Raw genomic sequence first — 14530 nt, 5'->3', positions numbered from 1 at the left:
GCATAATGTTTGGGTTTGACAGCGATCACACTCACACACAGTGAATGCTTTATATTATTTACATATAAGCATAAAAACAACATCAGGCAGAACTGCCTAGCGGGTAATATTATACAAAAGGAAAAAAGCAGAATAATGATACAAATAACAAGCTAGTTACCGTAAAGAAAGAGGAATTCTTCGCGGTAAGCTAGCTTTACAAAAAAATGCAAAACAGATTAAAAATTTGCTGGGGTGGTCGCGCTAATTATTCGGCAAGGCACATCATATGGATTACGAAAACGATGGGGTAAGTCACTATTAAAGTAATAGCTATCACCTTCATTGAGTTCAAACACTTCGTCTCCGACAGTCAACTCCAAGCGACCTTCAATCACCATTGCCGCCTCTTGGCCTTCATGTTTAAGCATCTCTATCCCCGTGTCTGATCCGGGAGGATAAGTCTCACTCATCACAGACATGGCACGATTAGGAAAGTCTCTACCAATGAGCTTAAAATCCAATACTCCATCACCGATATCTAATAGCTCGTTGCTACGGTAAACCACTTTTTGCTCGGTCTCTTGCGTGTCTTCGATAGCAAAGAATTCCACTAAAGACATAGGCAAGCCAGAAAGCACTTTCTTGAGTGAGCTAACCGAAGGACTAACGCTATTTTTCTCGATCATCGAAATAGTGCTATTTGTCACGCCTGCACGCTTAGCCAATTCTCGCTGGGACAGGCCCTTCTCTTTTCTAACCCTTTTAAGGCTTTCACCAATATCCAAAATCTTTCCCCTAATTGAAGTAATCGTTTTTTGTCTCCAACAATATGTAGAGCAATACAATCCATTCCCAGTACGACTAGAGTAGCGTCTTAAAAACATATTAGACCATAACCTCTATCGAGCAATTTGTATTCTACAGGAAAGCGTGTTAAAAATAACGAACATCTGTAAATAATTTATTCACAACAATTTAGATACACGGCCACTACAAGTCCAACTAACAATAAAAACATATACTTGGAGAAATAATGTCAACTAAGAGTCCAATGCATAGCGACCAGTATCCTGCATCCTATTACTTCGCAACGGCTAAAGAGCTACATCAATCACCGCGGCTAGAGGAGGTGTTAGATGTAGATGTTTGTGTCGTCGGAGGTGGATTTAGTGGCATCAACACGGCCATTGAACTGGCTCAAAAAGGCTTTAGCGTTGCACTCCTTGAGGCTAAACGCATTGGCTGGGGAGCATCGGGACGTAATGGTGGTGAACTTATTCGCGGCATTGGCCATGATGTGAATCAGTTTCAAAATATCATTGGCAGCGAAGGCGTTAATGCTATCGAGCAAATGGGCTTTGAAGCGGTAGAAATCGTCAGGCAGCGTGTGGCTGAACATAATATCGATTGCAACTTACAGATGGGCTACTGCGACTTAGCTATCCGCCCTCGGCATATGAGAGAGCTTGAAGAAGATTTTGAACACCTAAATAGTATCGGATACGGCCACAATATGACTCTACTCGATAAATCTCGAATAGGTGAAGTGATCGGCTCTGATTTTTACCAAGGCGCTCTCGTTGATATGGCCAGTGGTCACCTGCACCCTCTCAACTTAGCGCTAGGCGAGGCTAGAGTCGCCCGTAACTTGGGTGTAAAAATGTATGAATACAGTGCCGCAAAGAAAATCGTTAAAGGCGATAAGCCTAAGGTGATCACCGAACACGGCGAAGTAAATTGTCAGTACCTCGTCTTGGCTGGCAACGCCTATTTAGGGCTCGATTTAGAGGAAAACATTGGTAGTAAGATCCTTCCTGCTGGTACCTATGTGTTGGCTACAGAGCCACTAACGCAGGAGCAGTGTGATGCCATCATCCCACAAAACATGGCCTTTGCCGACTTAAGGGTCGATCTTGATTACTACCATCTATCGGAAGACAACCGTCTGCTATTTGGTGGCTTGTGCACCTACTCAGGTAAAGATCCCAAAGATATCGAAGCAGCCCTCAGACCGAACATTGAGAAGGTGTTTCCACAGCTGAAAGGCGTGCGTATCGACTATGAATGGGGGGGCATGATGGGCATAGGCGCTAACCGTTTACCGCAAATTGGCCGCCTGCCCGATGCCAAAAATGTATTTTATGCCCAAGCCTATGCGGGTCATGGCGTGAATGCCACCCATATGGCGGCTAAGTTAATCGCCGAGGCGATTACCACCCAAGCCGAGCGCTTTGATCTGTTTGCAAAAGTGCCCCATATGACCTTCCCCGGCGGACCGCATCTGCGCTCTCCTCTATTAGCAATGGGCATGCTATATCATAGGTTTAAAGATATTTTTTAATATCCATTTTTAACCCTGAGTAAAGAATCCACCAACTGAACTAGGTGGTTTAGGGCTGAAAATAAAAAACGGACTTTGTTGTCCGTTTTTTTAAACTGCAATAACCTAATCTAATGCCATCTCCACCGCATATTCACAGTGGATCGCAGTCGTATCATAGAGAGGGACTTGGGTATCCTGCTGCCCAATCAATAACGCTATCTCTGTACAGCCCAAAATGACCGCTTCTGCCCCCTGTGCATGCAAGCCATTAACGATATCTAAATATTGTAGCTTTGAACTGGGGTTTATCACACCTCGGCATAACTCTTCATAAATAACATGGTGCACAAGCTTGCGATCCGCTTCATTAGGAACAATGACCTCGATATCGAATTGGTTTTGCAGGCGGCTTTTATAGAAATCTTGCTCCATGGTAAAACGAGTACCTAACAGCCCCACTTTAGTGACACCGCTAGCCGAAAGCTTTGCTGCAGTAGCATCGGCAATATGTAAGATGGGGATTGGGAGCTGAGCCTGAACCTCATCAGCCACCTTATGCATTGTATTAGTGCAGATTAATAAAAAATCAGCACCACCAGCGGCAATATTATTAGCTGCATCAGACAAGATATCGGCAGTCTCTTGCCACTTCCCAGCATGCTGTAACTTTTCTATCTCCGCAAAATCAACACTGTAGAGGCACACTTTTGCGGAATGTAGACCGCCGAGCCTTGCCTTTACACCTTCATTAACGGCCTTGTAATAACTCGCCGTAGACTCCCAGCTCATGCCGCCTAACATGCCTATCGTTTTCATTATGTTACTACCTCGATATTGACTTGATGGAGAAAAAAGCGGCTATTTTGCCTCTTGCATACTACGGTATGATCTATGCTCTAGCTGCTTCTCTGTCAGTCCAAACTGAGCCGCAAGCTCCACCAGCTCGGCTCGATAGACTTCTAACATGGCTTCGTTATCGGTCATGATGGCAAACTCGGCAAAATCGCCTAATCCAGCTAAGTGATCAAGCGTGATATGAAACTTGCCGACAAAGTAGATGCTGCGCTGCTTTACCATCTCTAGGCGCACTGCATACCCCATAGTTTTAAGCATGCTCTTAGCGCTCTGGGCATCGGTAATATTGGTTGCCTGACAACGATCCGCATCCGGCCCTTTGACTATCCAAAGCTTAATCCCCGATGGTTCGCATTCACGTATGCAAACACTCTTATGTTGGGCTAAAAGCAACTGTTCTTTGGTATCGAAATAACTATCTGATTCGATATTATCTTCAAACATGACCTCATGTTCTATCGATCTCAATACCGTTAGGAATGCAGCCTTGCAAGGCAAGTGATACTTTAACTCGACTTCAAACTGACCTTTAAAATGCTCATGACTCATGAATGATTGTTCTCGCTTAGTCTCATTTATTGCTTACGGGGCACTTACATCTCTCTGAGCAATAATATCCGTTTTATATTCGGCAGTTAGCGATAGAGTTAAAGCTTCTGGGATCATTAATCTCAACAACCCAAATTGATTACCAGTACTCGGCTTTATTTAATGCCGAGACGCAGCGACATCGGCCACTCATCGGCGGTAATTTATCTGCTAAAAGTGACTGTGACAGCCAGCCTTGCGGGTAAGTTAACGCTTGCGGCGCCTTTACTATATCTTCGCTTATCTGCTTAAAGCCGACTTTTGAGTAATAGTTTGGATCGCCATAGGTAAACACAAGCTCAACCCCTTTTGCCGCTAAGGTCTGTAGGCCAAACTTAATCAATTTTTGGCCTACTCCCTGACGTTGAAAATCGGGGTGAACCGCTACAGGTGACAAAATAAAGGCATTAATGCCAGTCTCAAAAGTTAACCTTGAAAACATGATGCAGCCCGCCAATTTACCGGCCTCGATAGCCACAAAGATAAACAGATCGTTACTGTCCGTTGTGCTCATGAGTTCTGTGGTTAACTCGCCAATGACCTTACCTTCTTCAGTGCCTTCATAGGCGCTAAAAGTTTCATTGAAAAGATGCGAGATCGCTTCAGCATTATCTGTGCTGCATGATAGAAATTTCATCTCTATTTTCCTAATATTCTTAAAATCTGGGAGTTATTAAATCTTCTGTAAGATCAACATTTGATAGTCAAACTGACCTTGCCTTTTAGCCGCGATTGCGAGCTCCCTCTTAACATCGGCTATCGCCTTTGAGTTTGGCATCATCGCCTCTAACTCATCGACTCGCCCTTGCAGCGGCAGGTAATAGTCACTCCACGCCTGCTCACTCAGTGGAAAGCTATCAATCAACTCATAACCCGCCTGTTGAGCCTGTTCGATACGCCGCTCGACACTGACCATATCGGGGTAAGCTTGTTGCCAAAAGTCTCGCAATTCATTAAATGGAGTATCTGTACTCCACACCAAATCACTGATGACTAAATAACCCTCTTTTTTAATAAACGGCTTCCAATCTTTAAAGGCTTTTTCAACTCCCATGATATAAGCCCCACCTTCGCACCAGATAACGTCAAACTGATCTGGCTCAAACGGTAACTCGGTCATGCTTGCACACACGGTTTTCACTCTCTTATCTTGTGATAACTGGTGCAGATTCTGTTGCAAGCAGTCTAAACTGGACTGATCATTATCCAGCGCCATGATGGCAAATTCACTATGCTGAGCCAATACCCGAGTCGCCACCCCTTTGCCACAGCCAATCTCTAGCAGCTCACCCGAGTTAAGCGAACCAGCCTTGGCCGACTCAGTATTGAGTAAAGTAGCCTTGAGCGATTCAGTGTTAAGTAAAATAGCCTTGAGGGCAGCTAGAGAGTCCGTTTCTGTACCTGGGCCTAATCTTGTTAACCCATCAAAGATCAACTCAAAATCAGCCATATATTGCTCATGTTCATTCATATCTTTTGATAACCACTTAAGTCTTAGCGCCTGTTTTTCATCGAATCCCTGCTTCATCAACCACTCTAGATGGGCGTCAGACGCCTGGTTTTCTGTGACTTGATGCCACTCTCTCATCGAACTCATGCCGAGCATGGCACTGAGTAGCTCTCTGGCCTGTTGTTTCTGGGCCAGCTCATCATCCAACACCTTTAGGCGTTGAAGCAGTAACTCCCTGTCGATACGGCTCTCTAGGCAGCATTGACACTCTTTTAAGGTTAAGCCTCCCGCCTGCAACTGCTGCAGTAACTTTAAGCGTTGCAGATCCTGCTCTGAGTAACTTCGGTAGCCATTTGCTTGCCGTTTAGCAGAAATTAACCCAAGCTTTTCGTAGTACAGTAGCGTCGAACGGCTTAAGCCAACTTTTTCTGCTAATTCTGTAATTCGATACATGCCATCTCCTTTACATTGAAAGCACACGATAAACTATGAAGCTATAGACAGGTCAAGATAAATTCACTCTAACTATCCTCCTTATGACACAAATAACAAAGCCCCTAAGTTTGCACTTAGGGGCTTGTAATATTTCAAACCGCTAACGTAATTTAGGGGTTCCTTGCATCACAAAACAACCCGTTACAAATTCACCAGCTACTCTAGCACCAACCAAGTGGCCTTAATTTCGGTGTACTTGTCAAACGCATGCAGCGACTTATCGCGGCCGTTACCCGACTGCTTATAGCCACCAAAGGGGGCCGTCATATCGCCGCCATCATAATGGTTAATCCACACCATACCACTGCGAAGTGCCTTAGCCGTCTTGTGGGCCTTGTTGATATCAGCAGTCCACACTCCAGCAGCTAGGCCATAGATAGTATCGTTGGCTATCTCAATCGCCTGTTCCATGCCATCGAAGGTGATCACAGATAACACGGGGCCAAAGATCTCCTCTTTCGCTATGGTCATCTTATTGTCTACATCAGAGAAAATCGTTGGCTCGATATACACTCCGCCAGAATCTTGCATGACTTGTGAGCCACCGTGATTTAAGGTGGCCCCTTCATCGACTCCCGACTGTATATAACCCAACACATTATCTAGCTGTTGTTTATCGACAACGGCGCCTGATGTGGTGCTCGGATCCAGTGGATGTCCCGGTGTCCAGCTCTTAAGCTCCTCGGCAATTAAACCAATCAGCTCATCCTTAACACCAGATTCCACCAGCAGGCGAGAGCCAGCTGTGCAGACTTCACCTTGGTTAAAGGCGATAGCACTGGCCGCAGCTTGTGCCGCCTTCTTCAGATCCGGTGCATCATTAAAGATAATATTTGGACTCTTACCGCCTGCCTCTAGCCAAACACGCTTCATGTTGGATTCACCCGCATAGACCATCAGCTGCTTGGCAATCTTAGTTGAGCCAGTAAAGACTAAGGTATCGACATCCATATGCAGCGCCAGCGCCTTCCCCACTGTATGGCCAAACCCAGGTAGCACGTTTAGCACACCTTTCGGCAGACCGGCTTCAACGGCAATTTGCGCCATACGGATTGCGGTAAGGGGGGATTTTTCTGATGGCTTTAACACAACGCTGTTACCCGTTGCGAGCGCAGGACCGAGCTTCCAGCACGCCATCAGCATCGGGAAGTTCCACGGCACAATTGCCGCAACGACGCCCACGGCTTCACGAGTGATCATGCCAATTTCATTATGAGCTGTCGGTGCGATTTCATCGTAAATTTTATCAATCGCCTCGCCAGACCAACGAATAGCACGCGCAGCTCCCGCCACATCCACCGCCTTAGCGTATTGGATAGGTTTGCCCATATCTAAGGTTTCTAGCAGGGCTAATTCATCGGCATTTTGTTCCAGCAATTCGGCAAAGCGGATCATCACCTGCTTACGCTTAACTGGGGCTAAGTTTGCCCACACACCAGCTTCAAAGGTTTCTCTGGCATTTTGTACTGCGATATTAGCATCAGCCTCATCACAACTGGCTACTTTTGCTAAGACCCTACCATCGATAGGACTGATACAGTCGAAGGTCTGCTTCGACTGTGCATCAAGGTACTCGCCTGCGATAAAAGCGGAGCCATTTATCGACATAGAATCTGCTAACGCCTGCCATTGAGTGCGGCTTTCTGGTGTGCTCATGATGACCTCTTAACACTGAATATAATAATTAGAATGACGGTTAATGCGGTCAAACAGCCATATAAAGGCTATTTGCGCAAAAAGGTGTGGCTAAAGATTACGCTTTTTATCAGTATAATTTCAATATTTTTTACAAAAACTTCATTTTTGCTACAAATAAATGCACAAAAAGCTTTCATGTTCATTATTTCTGACATAGCATAGCAAATATCGACCGCTTGCCTAAAAAAGCAACAGATAAAAGTCAATAGCCTCTAAAAACAATAATTACACTGAATCAAGGTAGATGATATGGCAGATTCACAGACGCACAATCAAGGCGATACACAGTCACTAGAGCATTACTGGATGCCGTTTACGGCGAACAGGCAGTTTAAGTCGAGTCCCAGGATGCTCGCCCATGCCGAAGGTATGTACTATAAAGATGTCGCAGGTCGCCCCATATTAGACGGCACAGCAGGTTTGTGGTGCTGTAACGCCGGACACGGACGTAAAGAGATCTCTGAAGCGGTCAGTAAACAAATTCATGAGATGGACTACGCGCCCTCTTTTCAGATGGGCCATCCTTTAGCCTTTGAACTCGCCGAGCGCCTAGCCCAAATCAGCCCTAAAGGCCTAAACAAGGCCTTCTTCACTAACTCAGGTTCTGAATCTGTCGATAGTGCGTTAAAAATCGCACTCACCTACCACCGTGCTAACGGGGAAGCTACGCGAACTCGCTTTATTGGTCGTGAGCTGGGCTACCACGGTGTTGGTTTCGGCGGTATTTCCGTCGGCGGAATTGGCAATAACCGTAAGACCTTTAACCAGCAACTGCTGCAAGGTGTTGACCACCTCCCCCATACACTAGACATCAAGGACAACGCTTTTTGTCGCGGCATGCCTAAAACTGGCGCCGAGAAAGCGGAGGTGCTCGAGCAACTGGTTGCCCTGCACGGCGCAGAAAACATCGCCGCAGTCATTGTCGAGCCGATGTCGGGTTCTGCAGGCGTTATTTTGCCACCTGAGGGTTACCTGCAAAAGCTTCGCGAGATCACCACCAAACACGGCATTCTATTAATATTCGATGAAGTGATTACCGCATTTGGTCGTGTCGGCGATGCCTTTGCAAGTCAGCGTTGGGGCGTGATTCCCGATATGATCACCACGGCAAAAGCCTTGAATAATGGTGCGATCCCAATGGGCGCTGTGCTGGTCGATGACAATATCTATGATACCTGCATGCAGGGCCCAGAAAACGCTATCGAGCTGTTTCATGGCTATACCTACTCCGGTCATCCGGTTGCAGCAGCAGCGGCACTTGCCACTCTCAATATCTATGAAAATGAAAAGCTATTTGAGCGCACCAAAGAGCTCGAAGGCTACTTCGAAGATGCGGTACATAGCCTCAAGGGCTTACCGAATGTGATTGATATTCGCAACACGGGTCTTGTTGGCGGCATTCAGTTTGCCCCTAGCGAGCAAGGCGTAGGAAAACGCGGCTTCGGGATCTTTGAGCACTGCTTTGCCAATGGCACTTTAGTGCGTGCCACTGGCGATATTATCGCAATCTCACCACCGTTAATTGTCGACAAACAGCAAATAGATCAAATCGTTAATACCCTTGGGGATGCGATCAAGGCTGTGGGTTAATCCCGAAGCCGTTATTGCCGCTCGCAATAACGGCATCGGCAAGTCATGAACATTTACCGATAAATTAGTCTCCCTTCAGGGAATAGAATTAGGATTTTTGCGTTATGCACACCATTAACCATTACATTAACGGTAGCCACTCGGCGCCAAGCCAACGTACTCAAGCTTTCTTCGAGCCTGCGACAGGCGAGCAACGCGGCAGCGTATCGCTAGCCAGCGCCGCCGAAGTGGCAGGCGTGATTGAACTGGCTAAGAAGGCTCATGAATCATGGTCTAAAGTCACCCCACTTAACCGCTCTCGCGTGCTGTTTAAGTTTAAAGCCTTGGTTGAAGCCAATATGGATGAACTAGCCGAGCTTATTACCCGAGAGCACGGAAAAGTACTAGAAGACGCTAAAGGTGAGATCATCCGCGGCTTAGAAGTGGTTGAATTTGCCTGTGGTATTCCGCACCTATTGAAGGGCGAGCATACCGAGCAGGTCGGTGGTGGGGTCGATGCTTGGACCCTCAACCAGTCACTTGGCGTCGTCGCGGGTATTGCCCCATTTAACTTCCCTGTGATGGTACCTATGTGGATGTTCCCAATTGCAATTGCTTGCGGTAACAGCTTTATCATGAAGCCGTCGGAGAAAGATCCAAGCTCCGTGATGCGTATGGCCGAGCTTCTGACCGAAGCGGGTCTGCCTAATGGTGTATTTAATGTGGTTAACGGTGACAAAGAAGCCGTCGATACGCTACTGACACACAAAGATGTGCAGGCGGTGAGCTTCGTTGGCTCAACGCCTATTGCCGAGTATATCTACTCGACGGCATCGGCTCACGGCAAGCGTGTTCAGGCGCTCGGTGGGGCGAAGAACCATATGCTATTGATGCCTGACGCCGATCTTGACCAAGCCGTAGGTGCCTTGATGGGCGCAGCTTACGGCAGTGCTGGTGAGCGCTGCATGGCTATCTCGGTAGTATTAGCGGTGGGCGAGTCCGGTGATGCCCTCGTTGAAAAACTACTGCCACAGATCAAGGCGCTCAAAGTGGGTAATGGCGTGACTCCAGAGATGGACATGGGCCCGCTTATTTCAGCTCAGCATCTAGAGAAGGTCAGCAACTATGTTGAAACTGGCGTCGCAGAAGGGGCAAAACTGCTTGCCGATGGCCGAGAGCTATCAGTTGCCGATCATGAGCTGGGATACTTCTTAGGTGGTTGCCTGTTTGACCATGTCACCCCAGAGATGACCATCTACAAGGAAGAGATCTTCGGCCCAGTACTCGCCATCGTGCGCGTAAAAGATTACAGCGAGGCGCTGCAGCTAATTAATGATCACGAGTTTGGTAACGGCACAGCCATCTTCACCCAAAGCGGTGAGGCGGCGCGTCACTTCTGCCACAACGTACAAGTGGGTATGGTCGGCGTGAATGTACCTATCCCTGTTCCTATGGCATTTCATAGCTTTGGTGGCTGGAAACGCTCTCTGTTCGGTCCTTTGCATATGCATGGCCCAGATGGCGTGCGATTTTATACCAAACGTAAGGCGATTACCGCTCGTTGGCCGCAATCGACTCACAAGAGTGCTGCAGGCACCAAGGCCGAGTTTGTAATGCCGACAATGAAGTAACAATAACGAGGCGTGGCTTAGGCCGCGCTTTCTTCGTTTAGTTTACTGGTCAGACTTATCAGAGACATGGAAGCACTAATGATTCAGAACATAGATTCAATCCTTAACTTTGCCAAGCTCAACACCGCTATCGAGCGCTACAAACTCGATGCCGAAAAAGTGCTGGCAGGTAACCCAGGACAAGAATTGCAAAATCACTACTCAAGCGATTGCGAGCAGTTTCATGCTGGCGTTTGGCAAGGCGATGTAGGCACTTGGAAGGTCGCCTATAGCGAACATGAATATTGTGAAATTTTATCTGGGGCCAGCAAGGTCACCGATAACAATGGTCACAGCATAACGGTAAAAAAGGGTGACAGGTTTGTCATTCCAGCAGGGTTTGAAGGCACCTGGGAGGTGCTAGATAACTGCCGTAAGGTATACGTGATTTTCGAAGCTAACGCGCAATAAATAGACGTTTAGAAAATCACTTATCAGCCATGAGGTCGTAGCAATATGCTGCTGTTTGGCACAATCAAATGATGCTTAACGCCAACTGCTTATCAAGCATTGGTATAAAACTAATAACAGAGCATCGCAATCAACATAGTAAAATGGAGAAACTACCGTGTATAAAAAACTCAATAAAAAACGGATTGCCCAGATTGTCGGTCTATCAATGTCTACAGCGCTATTTGCCCCTCTAGCTCAAGCAGAGTTCTCTGGTGAGATCAGTGTTACTAACGATTACCGCTTCCGCGGTGTATCACAAACGGCCGGTGACTTCGCGGTTCAAGGTGGCTTAGACTACAGCCTAGAGAATGGCCTTTTCTTTGGTGCTTGGGCGAGTAATGTTGATAAAGATAGCTACGATGCCGATGTGGAAGTCGATATCTATGCAGGTTATTGGGGGGCTTTCGGTGCCGATGAAGAGTGGGAATATGACGTAACACTGACCTACTACAGCTACCCTGGACAAGATGAAAACACGGGTTACCTCGAGGCGAATGTTGGCCTTTACTATGGTGGTTTTCATCTAGCTCAGTGGTACACCAATGATTACGCTAATGCCGATGTTTCACTGAACTACACCGAGCTTAACTACTCCTATGAGATCTTCGAGAACTGGAGCATCGATGCCCACGTCGGCTACAGCTATGGTGACGGTGCCGATTACGACTGGGGTGAAGACTATGTCGATTACTCTATCGGCGTCTCTACAGAGCTTGGTGGTATCGGTCTGTCTCTAGCTTGGCTAGACACTAACCTAAGCGATGACAACATCATCGACTCGAAAGAGCCGTGGAGAAACGATGGTACTGTACTAGCCACCGCAAGCTATGCATTTTAAGCTCCCTAGATAGTTCCCTCCCAATAAAAAACCGCCATAAGGCGGTTTTTTATTGGGAGGCCATTTATTTGACCTTAGGTTTTAATGGCTATTTTAGTTTAGCCATACTCTCAAACTCTTCATGACTCAGGTGCTCCGCCACTTGGCGCCAACGGCCACTTAATTTTTCATGCTGCTCAATACGTTCGGGAAAAGTTTGAGATAAGTTGTCGATTAACTGCGCCTGCTTTTCACAAAGCTCAAGCCAGCGCTTGGCATTAGATATTTGCATAGTGTCATCCTTTACTAAAATTAAAGTAAATCCTTTGGCTAATACTCAGTCTAGCGCAAACTTGCTGATTCTGTGGCGCAGTACTCTTTTCAATCGTGCTAGGCAGGAGTATCTTAACTTTAGGGCTAAAATCGAACGAAAAGGAAAGCGCATGTCCCCAACCCTACTTAAAATTATTTTTATCGCCATTGCCGTTTTTATTATCTATAAGCTGATTTTCGGCGGCAAAAGAGGCTTACCCCTATTTGAGATGCATTTTAAAGACGGCCGTCTCACCTCGCACAAGGGCAAGATCCCAGATAAGTTTGCCAAAGAGTGCCGCGCTATAGCCAAGTCAAATAAACTGACTTGTACTGTTCGAGCTGAAAAACTGGGGGATGTTCGCCTGCACGTATCGGCCAATGTTAGCGATGCACTCACTCAGCGAATTCGCAATGTCTTTCCATTTGAGTATTACGATAAGAAGCAGGTTGATAACAGCCGCAAGACATCATAAATGCACTCTCACATTTTCAGTTCAAAGCATAGTACCAATCAGTATAAAAGGCCTTTGAACTGAAAAACTCTTGTTTAAACTCAAACAACCCACTTCACGACTCAACTTTTGAGATCACTAAGGTCACTTCAGCCATGGTGATACCAAATTTATTAATGTCACTTCGATTGATAATGGTGTTTTCATCCACTAAAAACATCCAGTCATCGAAAGTTACCTGATATTCAGTATCATCAACCGGCAGCATCATCTGGTATTCCCAGCGCAGTGCCATGCCTACAGCCTGACCTTGCGCTTCACCTAAAATATCATTTGCAGTACCTGTATACTTCCCACCACCAAGCTCAGTTATGTTCCAAATTCGGATCTGCTTTTCGCCGTCATCATAGACAAACCACTCTTTGATTTCGCCTTGGTTACCTTGCCAGCTCGCTTGCATATCGACAGTAAAACGTCTAATGACTTTGCCACTATAGTCCTGGACCGTACCATGGGCAGTAAGTTTTCCATCAAAGAACTGCTTCAAATCTAGATTAGGCTTAGTGCCCGCATAATCATTAATATCGGAGCTTGAACAGGCTGCAAGCAATAGCAAGCCTAATGCAGCAAAAATACGTTTAATCTTACTTAACAATCGCATGCGAGCTCCCCAATGAGTTGCTTTCTAAGCTCTGGCCGGCTGGTTGACTCTGACAACCAAATCGCTAAAAAGTCCTCACTAAACCCCTTGGGCATAGGCTTAGCTAACGGCTGACCGTTGAAGTAAAATTGGCTAACACCAGAATCAAGTACGCTTAACGTTAGCTTGTCGCCCTCTACCACATTGGGCCAAACATGCTTAATTTCAGCAAGCCATTTTTGCTGACTTTGCTCACTTACCCCTAAGTGCTGCCACTGATCTAACGTCGCTTCCACCAGACGCTCACTTGGGATCTCTTGGTAATACTCAATGTCTAACACCAGAGGTAATTCGCCTTGACTGTAGTTGCCATCAAGAGTGAGTAATTTGGCTCGGTAAAGCGAAAACCACCACCACTGCATCTCACCGCGACCAACCTCTTTAAAATCGCCTAACTTATGCAAAGGTAACGGATTAGAGTGGCTTAAAGCATTTTGGGGACGAGTCACTTGAGGATCGGTACCAGCGTTTGCTGAAGCAGCGACTTGCGGCGATTCATCAATTAGCTGCTGAACAATTTTAGCTTGGACTGAACTGGCAAACACAAGCAAAATGCTCAACGCCCAGATTATCGATTTTGCCGCACTTAGACTGTGCCTGCCAACAACTGATGTAACACGCATAATTTCATCCCTATCATCAGCAGGGCTTATGATTGAGGCCGACTGACGTTAACAAACATAGGAAACATTACGAGCCAAACAAAGAACAGGATCAACGCGCTATAGAATAATTCTAACGGCAAAACAACTGCCTCAAGGCGCGCTCCAGCCAAATAACTCAAGCAGCCGAATATCCCACCGAGTAAGGCATTAAACTGCCAAGTTAATTTTTGAGTGAAGGCCAAGCTATAGCGCAATGAAATGGCAAAGTGGCACCATATCGCTAGCAGCCAAAGGGGGAACTGCTGGAATTGAAACACACCAGCAAGCATTAGCAAGCTATCGAAGGCAAATCCAAATATGGCGACTTTAAGCATCAAGCTTACATCTTGGCGTACATCGCTAGATAAGGCGAAATGCGCGAACAATAACGGGATGGTCAGCCATAAAGATGAGTTTTTATACAAGATAGAAAGCCACCAAACCGCTTGAAACATGAGCAGATTGACAACTATCAAGTGCTGCTTAGCAAACTGAATCAAATGATTTGGCATCATGCGA

General features: G+C 46.4%; 16 protein-coding genes. 6 read left to right on the top strand and 10 right to left on the bottom strand.

Annotated elements, in window-relative coordinates; all coding sequences use genetic code 11:
- Positions 1 to 218: 218 nt before the first annotated feature.
- Positions 219 to 767 (bottom strand): cupin domain-containing protein, encoded by a 549-nt coding sequence (locus tag L1D44_RS08585; RefSeq protein ID WP_220770709.1) that lies wholly within the window; start codon positions 765 to 767, stop codon positions 219 to 221.
- 248 nt (positions 768 to 1015) lie between these two features.
- Between L1D44_RS08585 and L1D44_RS08580 the strand changes: the two genes are divergently transcribed.
- A complete protein-coding gene (locus L1D44_RS08580) occupies positions 1016 to 2323 on the top strand; it encodes an FAD-binding oxidoreductase (protein WP_239889744.1) in 1308 nt (435 codons plus the stop codon).
- A gap of 105 nt (positions 2324 to 2428) precedes the next feature.
- Here L1D44_RS08580 and L1D44_RS08575 read toward each other — a convergent pair whose 3' ends face one another.
- From L1D44_RS08575 to L1D44_RS08555, 5 genes are all read right to left on the bottom strand, one after another.
- On the bottom strand, positions 2429 to 3121 hold the full coding sequence (locus L1D44_RS08575) for an aspartate/glutamate racemase family protein (protein WP_239889743.1): 693 nt from the start codon (positions 3119 to 3121) through the stop codon (positions 2429 to 2431).
- Between the two features lie 42 nt (positions 3122 to 3163).
- Complete coding sequence (cyaB, locus tag L1D44_RS08570; RefSeq protein ID WP_239889741.1) at positions 3164 to 3709, bottom strand: class IV adenylate cyclase; 546 nt, start codon at positions 3707 to 3709, stop codon at positions 3164 to 3166.
- Positions 3710 to 3848: 139 nt separating this feature from the next.
- Complete coding sequence (locus L1D44_RS08565; protein ID WP_239889740.1) at positions 3849 to 4385, bottom strand: N-acetyltransferase; 537 nt, start codon at positions 4383 to 4385, stop codon at positions 3849 to 3851.
- 36 nt (positions 4386 to 4421) lie between these two features.
- The gene (locus L1D44_RS08560) at positions 4422 to 5651 is read right to left on the bottom strand and encodes a MerR family transcriptional regulator (protein ID WP_239889739.1); all 1230 of its coding nucleotides are present in this window, start codon (positions 5649 to 5651) and stop codon (positions 4422 to 4424) included.
- A gap of 198 nt (positions 5652 to 5849) precedes the next feature.
- Positions 5850 to 7349: an aldehyde dehydrogenase gene (locus L1D44_RS08555; RefSeq protein ID WP_239889738.1), complete on the bottom strand. Its 1500-nt coding sequence runs from the start codon at positions 7347 to 7349 to the stop codon at positions 5850 to 5852.
- A 291-nt stretch (positions 7350 to 7640) separates the two neighbouring features.
- Here L1D44_RS08555 and L1D44_RS08550 point away from each other — a divergent pair, with 291 nt between their 5' ends.
- The 4 genes from L1D44_RS08550 (at position 7641) to L1D44_RS08535 (ending at position 11921) form a co-directional block, all read left to right on the top strand.
- Entirely contained in the window at positions 7641 to 8981 is a 1341-nt protein-coding gene (locus tag L1D44_RS08550; RefSeq protein WP_239889737.1) for an aspartate aminotransferase family protein, read from the top strand.
- Positions 8982 to 9085: 104 nt separating this feature from the next.
- Positions 9086 to 10591 carry a CoA-acylating methylmalonate-semialdehyde dehydrogenase gene (locus tag L1D44_RS08545; RefSeq protein WP_239889736.1) on the top strand — a complete coding sequence of 502 codons (1506 nt, stop codon included), beginning with the start codon at positions 9086 to 9088 and terminating at the stop codon, positions 10589 to 10591.
- Between the two features lie 78 nt (positions 10592 to 10669).
- Complete coding sequence (locus L1D44_RS08540; protein ID WP_239889734.1) at positions 10670 to 11041, top strand: cupin domain-containing protein; 372 nt, start codon at positions 10670 to 10672, stop codon at positions 11039 to 11041.
- A gap of 157 nt (positions 11042 to 11198) precedes the next feature.
- Positions 11199 to 11921: a TorF family putative porin gene (locus L1D44_RS08535; RefSeq protein WP_239889733.1), complete on the top strand. Its 723-nt coding sequence runs from the start codon at positions 11199 to 11201 to the stop codon at positions 11919 to 11921.
- An 88-nt stretch (positions 11922 to 12009) separates the two neighbouring features.
- Here the strand turns inward: L1D44_RS08535 and L1D44_RS08530 are convergent, their stop codons facing one another.
- Entirely contained in the window at positions 12010 to 12192 is a 183-nt protein-coding gene (locus L1D44_RS08530) for a hypothetical protein (RefSeq protein WP_239889732.1), read from the bottom strand.
- A 151-nt stretch (positions 12193 to 12343) separates the two neighbouring features.
- Between L1D44_RS08530 and L1D44_RS08525 the strand changes: the two genes are divergently transcribed.
- Positions 12344 to 12688, top strand: coding sequence for a DUF3634 family protein (locus tag L1D44_RS08525; RefSeq protein ID WP_239889731.1), 345 nt, complete (start codon positions 12344 to 12346; stop codon positions 12686 to 12688).
- Between the two features lie 94 nt (positions 12689 to 12782).
- On the opposite strand, the gene L1D44_RS08520 is transcribed toward L1D44_RS08525, so the two are convergent.
- From L1D44_RS08520 to L1D44_RS08510, 3 genes are read right to left on the bottom strand one after another with little or no spacing between them, the layout of a single operon-like run.
- Positions 12783 to 13328: a DUF3833 domain-containing protein gene (locus L1D44_RS08520; protein ID WP_239889730.1), complete on the bottom strand. Its 546-nt coding sequence runs from the start codon at positions 13326 to 13328 to the stop codon at positions 12783 to 12785.
- Positions 13316 to 13990, bottom strand: a complete 675-nt coding sequence (locus L1D44_RS08515) for a chalcone isomerase family protein (RefSeq protein ID WP_239889729.1) — start codon at positions 13988 to 13990, stop codon at positions 13316 to 13318. Before L1D44_RS08515 ends, L1D44_RS08520 begins: the two co-directional genes overlap by 13 nt.
- Before the next feature lie 26 nt (positions 13991 to 14016).
- Complete coding sequence (locus tag L1D44_RS08510) at positions 14017 to 14526, bottom strand: DUF2878 domain-containing protein (protein WP_239889728.1); 510 nt, start codon at positions 14524 to 14526, stop codon at positions 14017 to 14019.
- Between the last annotated feature and the right edge of the window lie 4 nt (positions 14527 to 14530).

Source organism: Shewanella sp. Isolate13 (assembly GCF_022398325.1).
Classification (GTDB): domain Bacteria; phylum Pseudomonadota; class Gammaproteobacteria; order Enterobacterales; family Shewanellaceae; genus Shewanella.
Note: the sequence above shows the minus strand (reverse complement) of the source record. Positions and strands in the feature narration are given on the sequence as shown.

Excerpts from the sequence above, each read along its gene's own strand:
- L1D44_RS08550 (WP_239889737.1), top strand. The coding sequence starts at position 7,641 with ATGGCAGATTCACAGACGCACAATCAAGGCGATACACAGTCACTAGAG.
- L1D44_RS08525 (WP_239889731.1), top strand. The coding sequence starts at position 12,344 with ATGTCCCCAACCCTACTTAAAATTATTTTTATCGCCATTGCCGTTTTT.
- L1D44_RS08580 (WP_239889744.1), top strand. The coding sequence starts at position 1,016 with ATGTCAACTAAGAGTCCAATGCATAGCGACCAGTATCCTGCATCCTAT.
- L1D44_RS08565 (WP_239889740.1), bottom strand. The coding sequence starts at position 4,385 with ATGAAATTTCTATCATGCAGCACAGATAATGCTGAAGCGATCTCGCAT.
- L1D44_RS08515 (WP_239889729.1), bottom strand. The coding sequence starts at position 13,990 with ATGCGTGTTACATCAGTTGTTGGCAGGCACAGTCTAAGTGCGGCAAAA.
- L1D44_RS08575 (WP_239889743.1), bottom strand. The coding sequence starts at position 3,121 with ATGAAAACGATAGGCATGTTAGGCGGCATGAGCTGGGAGTCTACGGCG.
- L1D44_RS08555 (WP_239889738.1), bottom strand. The coding sequence starts at position 7,349 with ATGAGCACACCAGAAAGCCGCACTCAATGGCAGGCGTTAGCAGATTCT.
- L1D44_RS08560 (WP_239889739.1), bottom strand. The coding sequence starts at position 5,651 with ATGTATCGAATTACAGAATTAGCAGAAAAAGTTGGCTTAAGCCGTTCG.
- L1D44_RS08520 (WP_239889730.1), bottom strand. The coding sequence starts at position 13,328 with ATGCGATTGTTAAGTAAGATTAAACGTATTTTTGCTGCATTAGGCTTG.
- L1D44_RS08510 (WP_239889728.1), bottom strand. The coding sequence starts at position 14,526 with ATGATGCCAAATCATTTGATTCAGTTTGCTAAGCAGCACTTGATAGTT.
- L1D44_RS08530 (WP_239889732.1), bottom strand. The coding sequence starts at position 12,192 with ATGCAAATATCTAATGCCAAGCGCTGGCTTGAGCTTTGTGAAAAGCAG.
- cyaB (WP_239889741.1), bottom strand. The coding sequence starts at position 3,709 with ATGAGTCATGAGCATTTTAAAGGTCAGTTTGAAGTCGAGTTAAAGTAT.
- L1D44_RS08540 (WP_239889734.1), top strand. The coding sequence starts at position 10,670 with ATGATTCAGAACATAGATTCAATCCTTAACTTTGCCAAGCTCAACACC.
- L1D44_RS08545 (WP_239889736.1), top strand. The coding sequence starts at position 9,086 with ATGCACACCATTAACCATTACATTAACGGTAGCCACTCGGCGCCAAGC.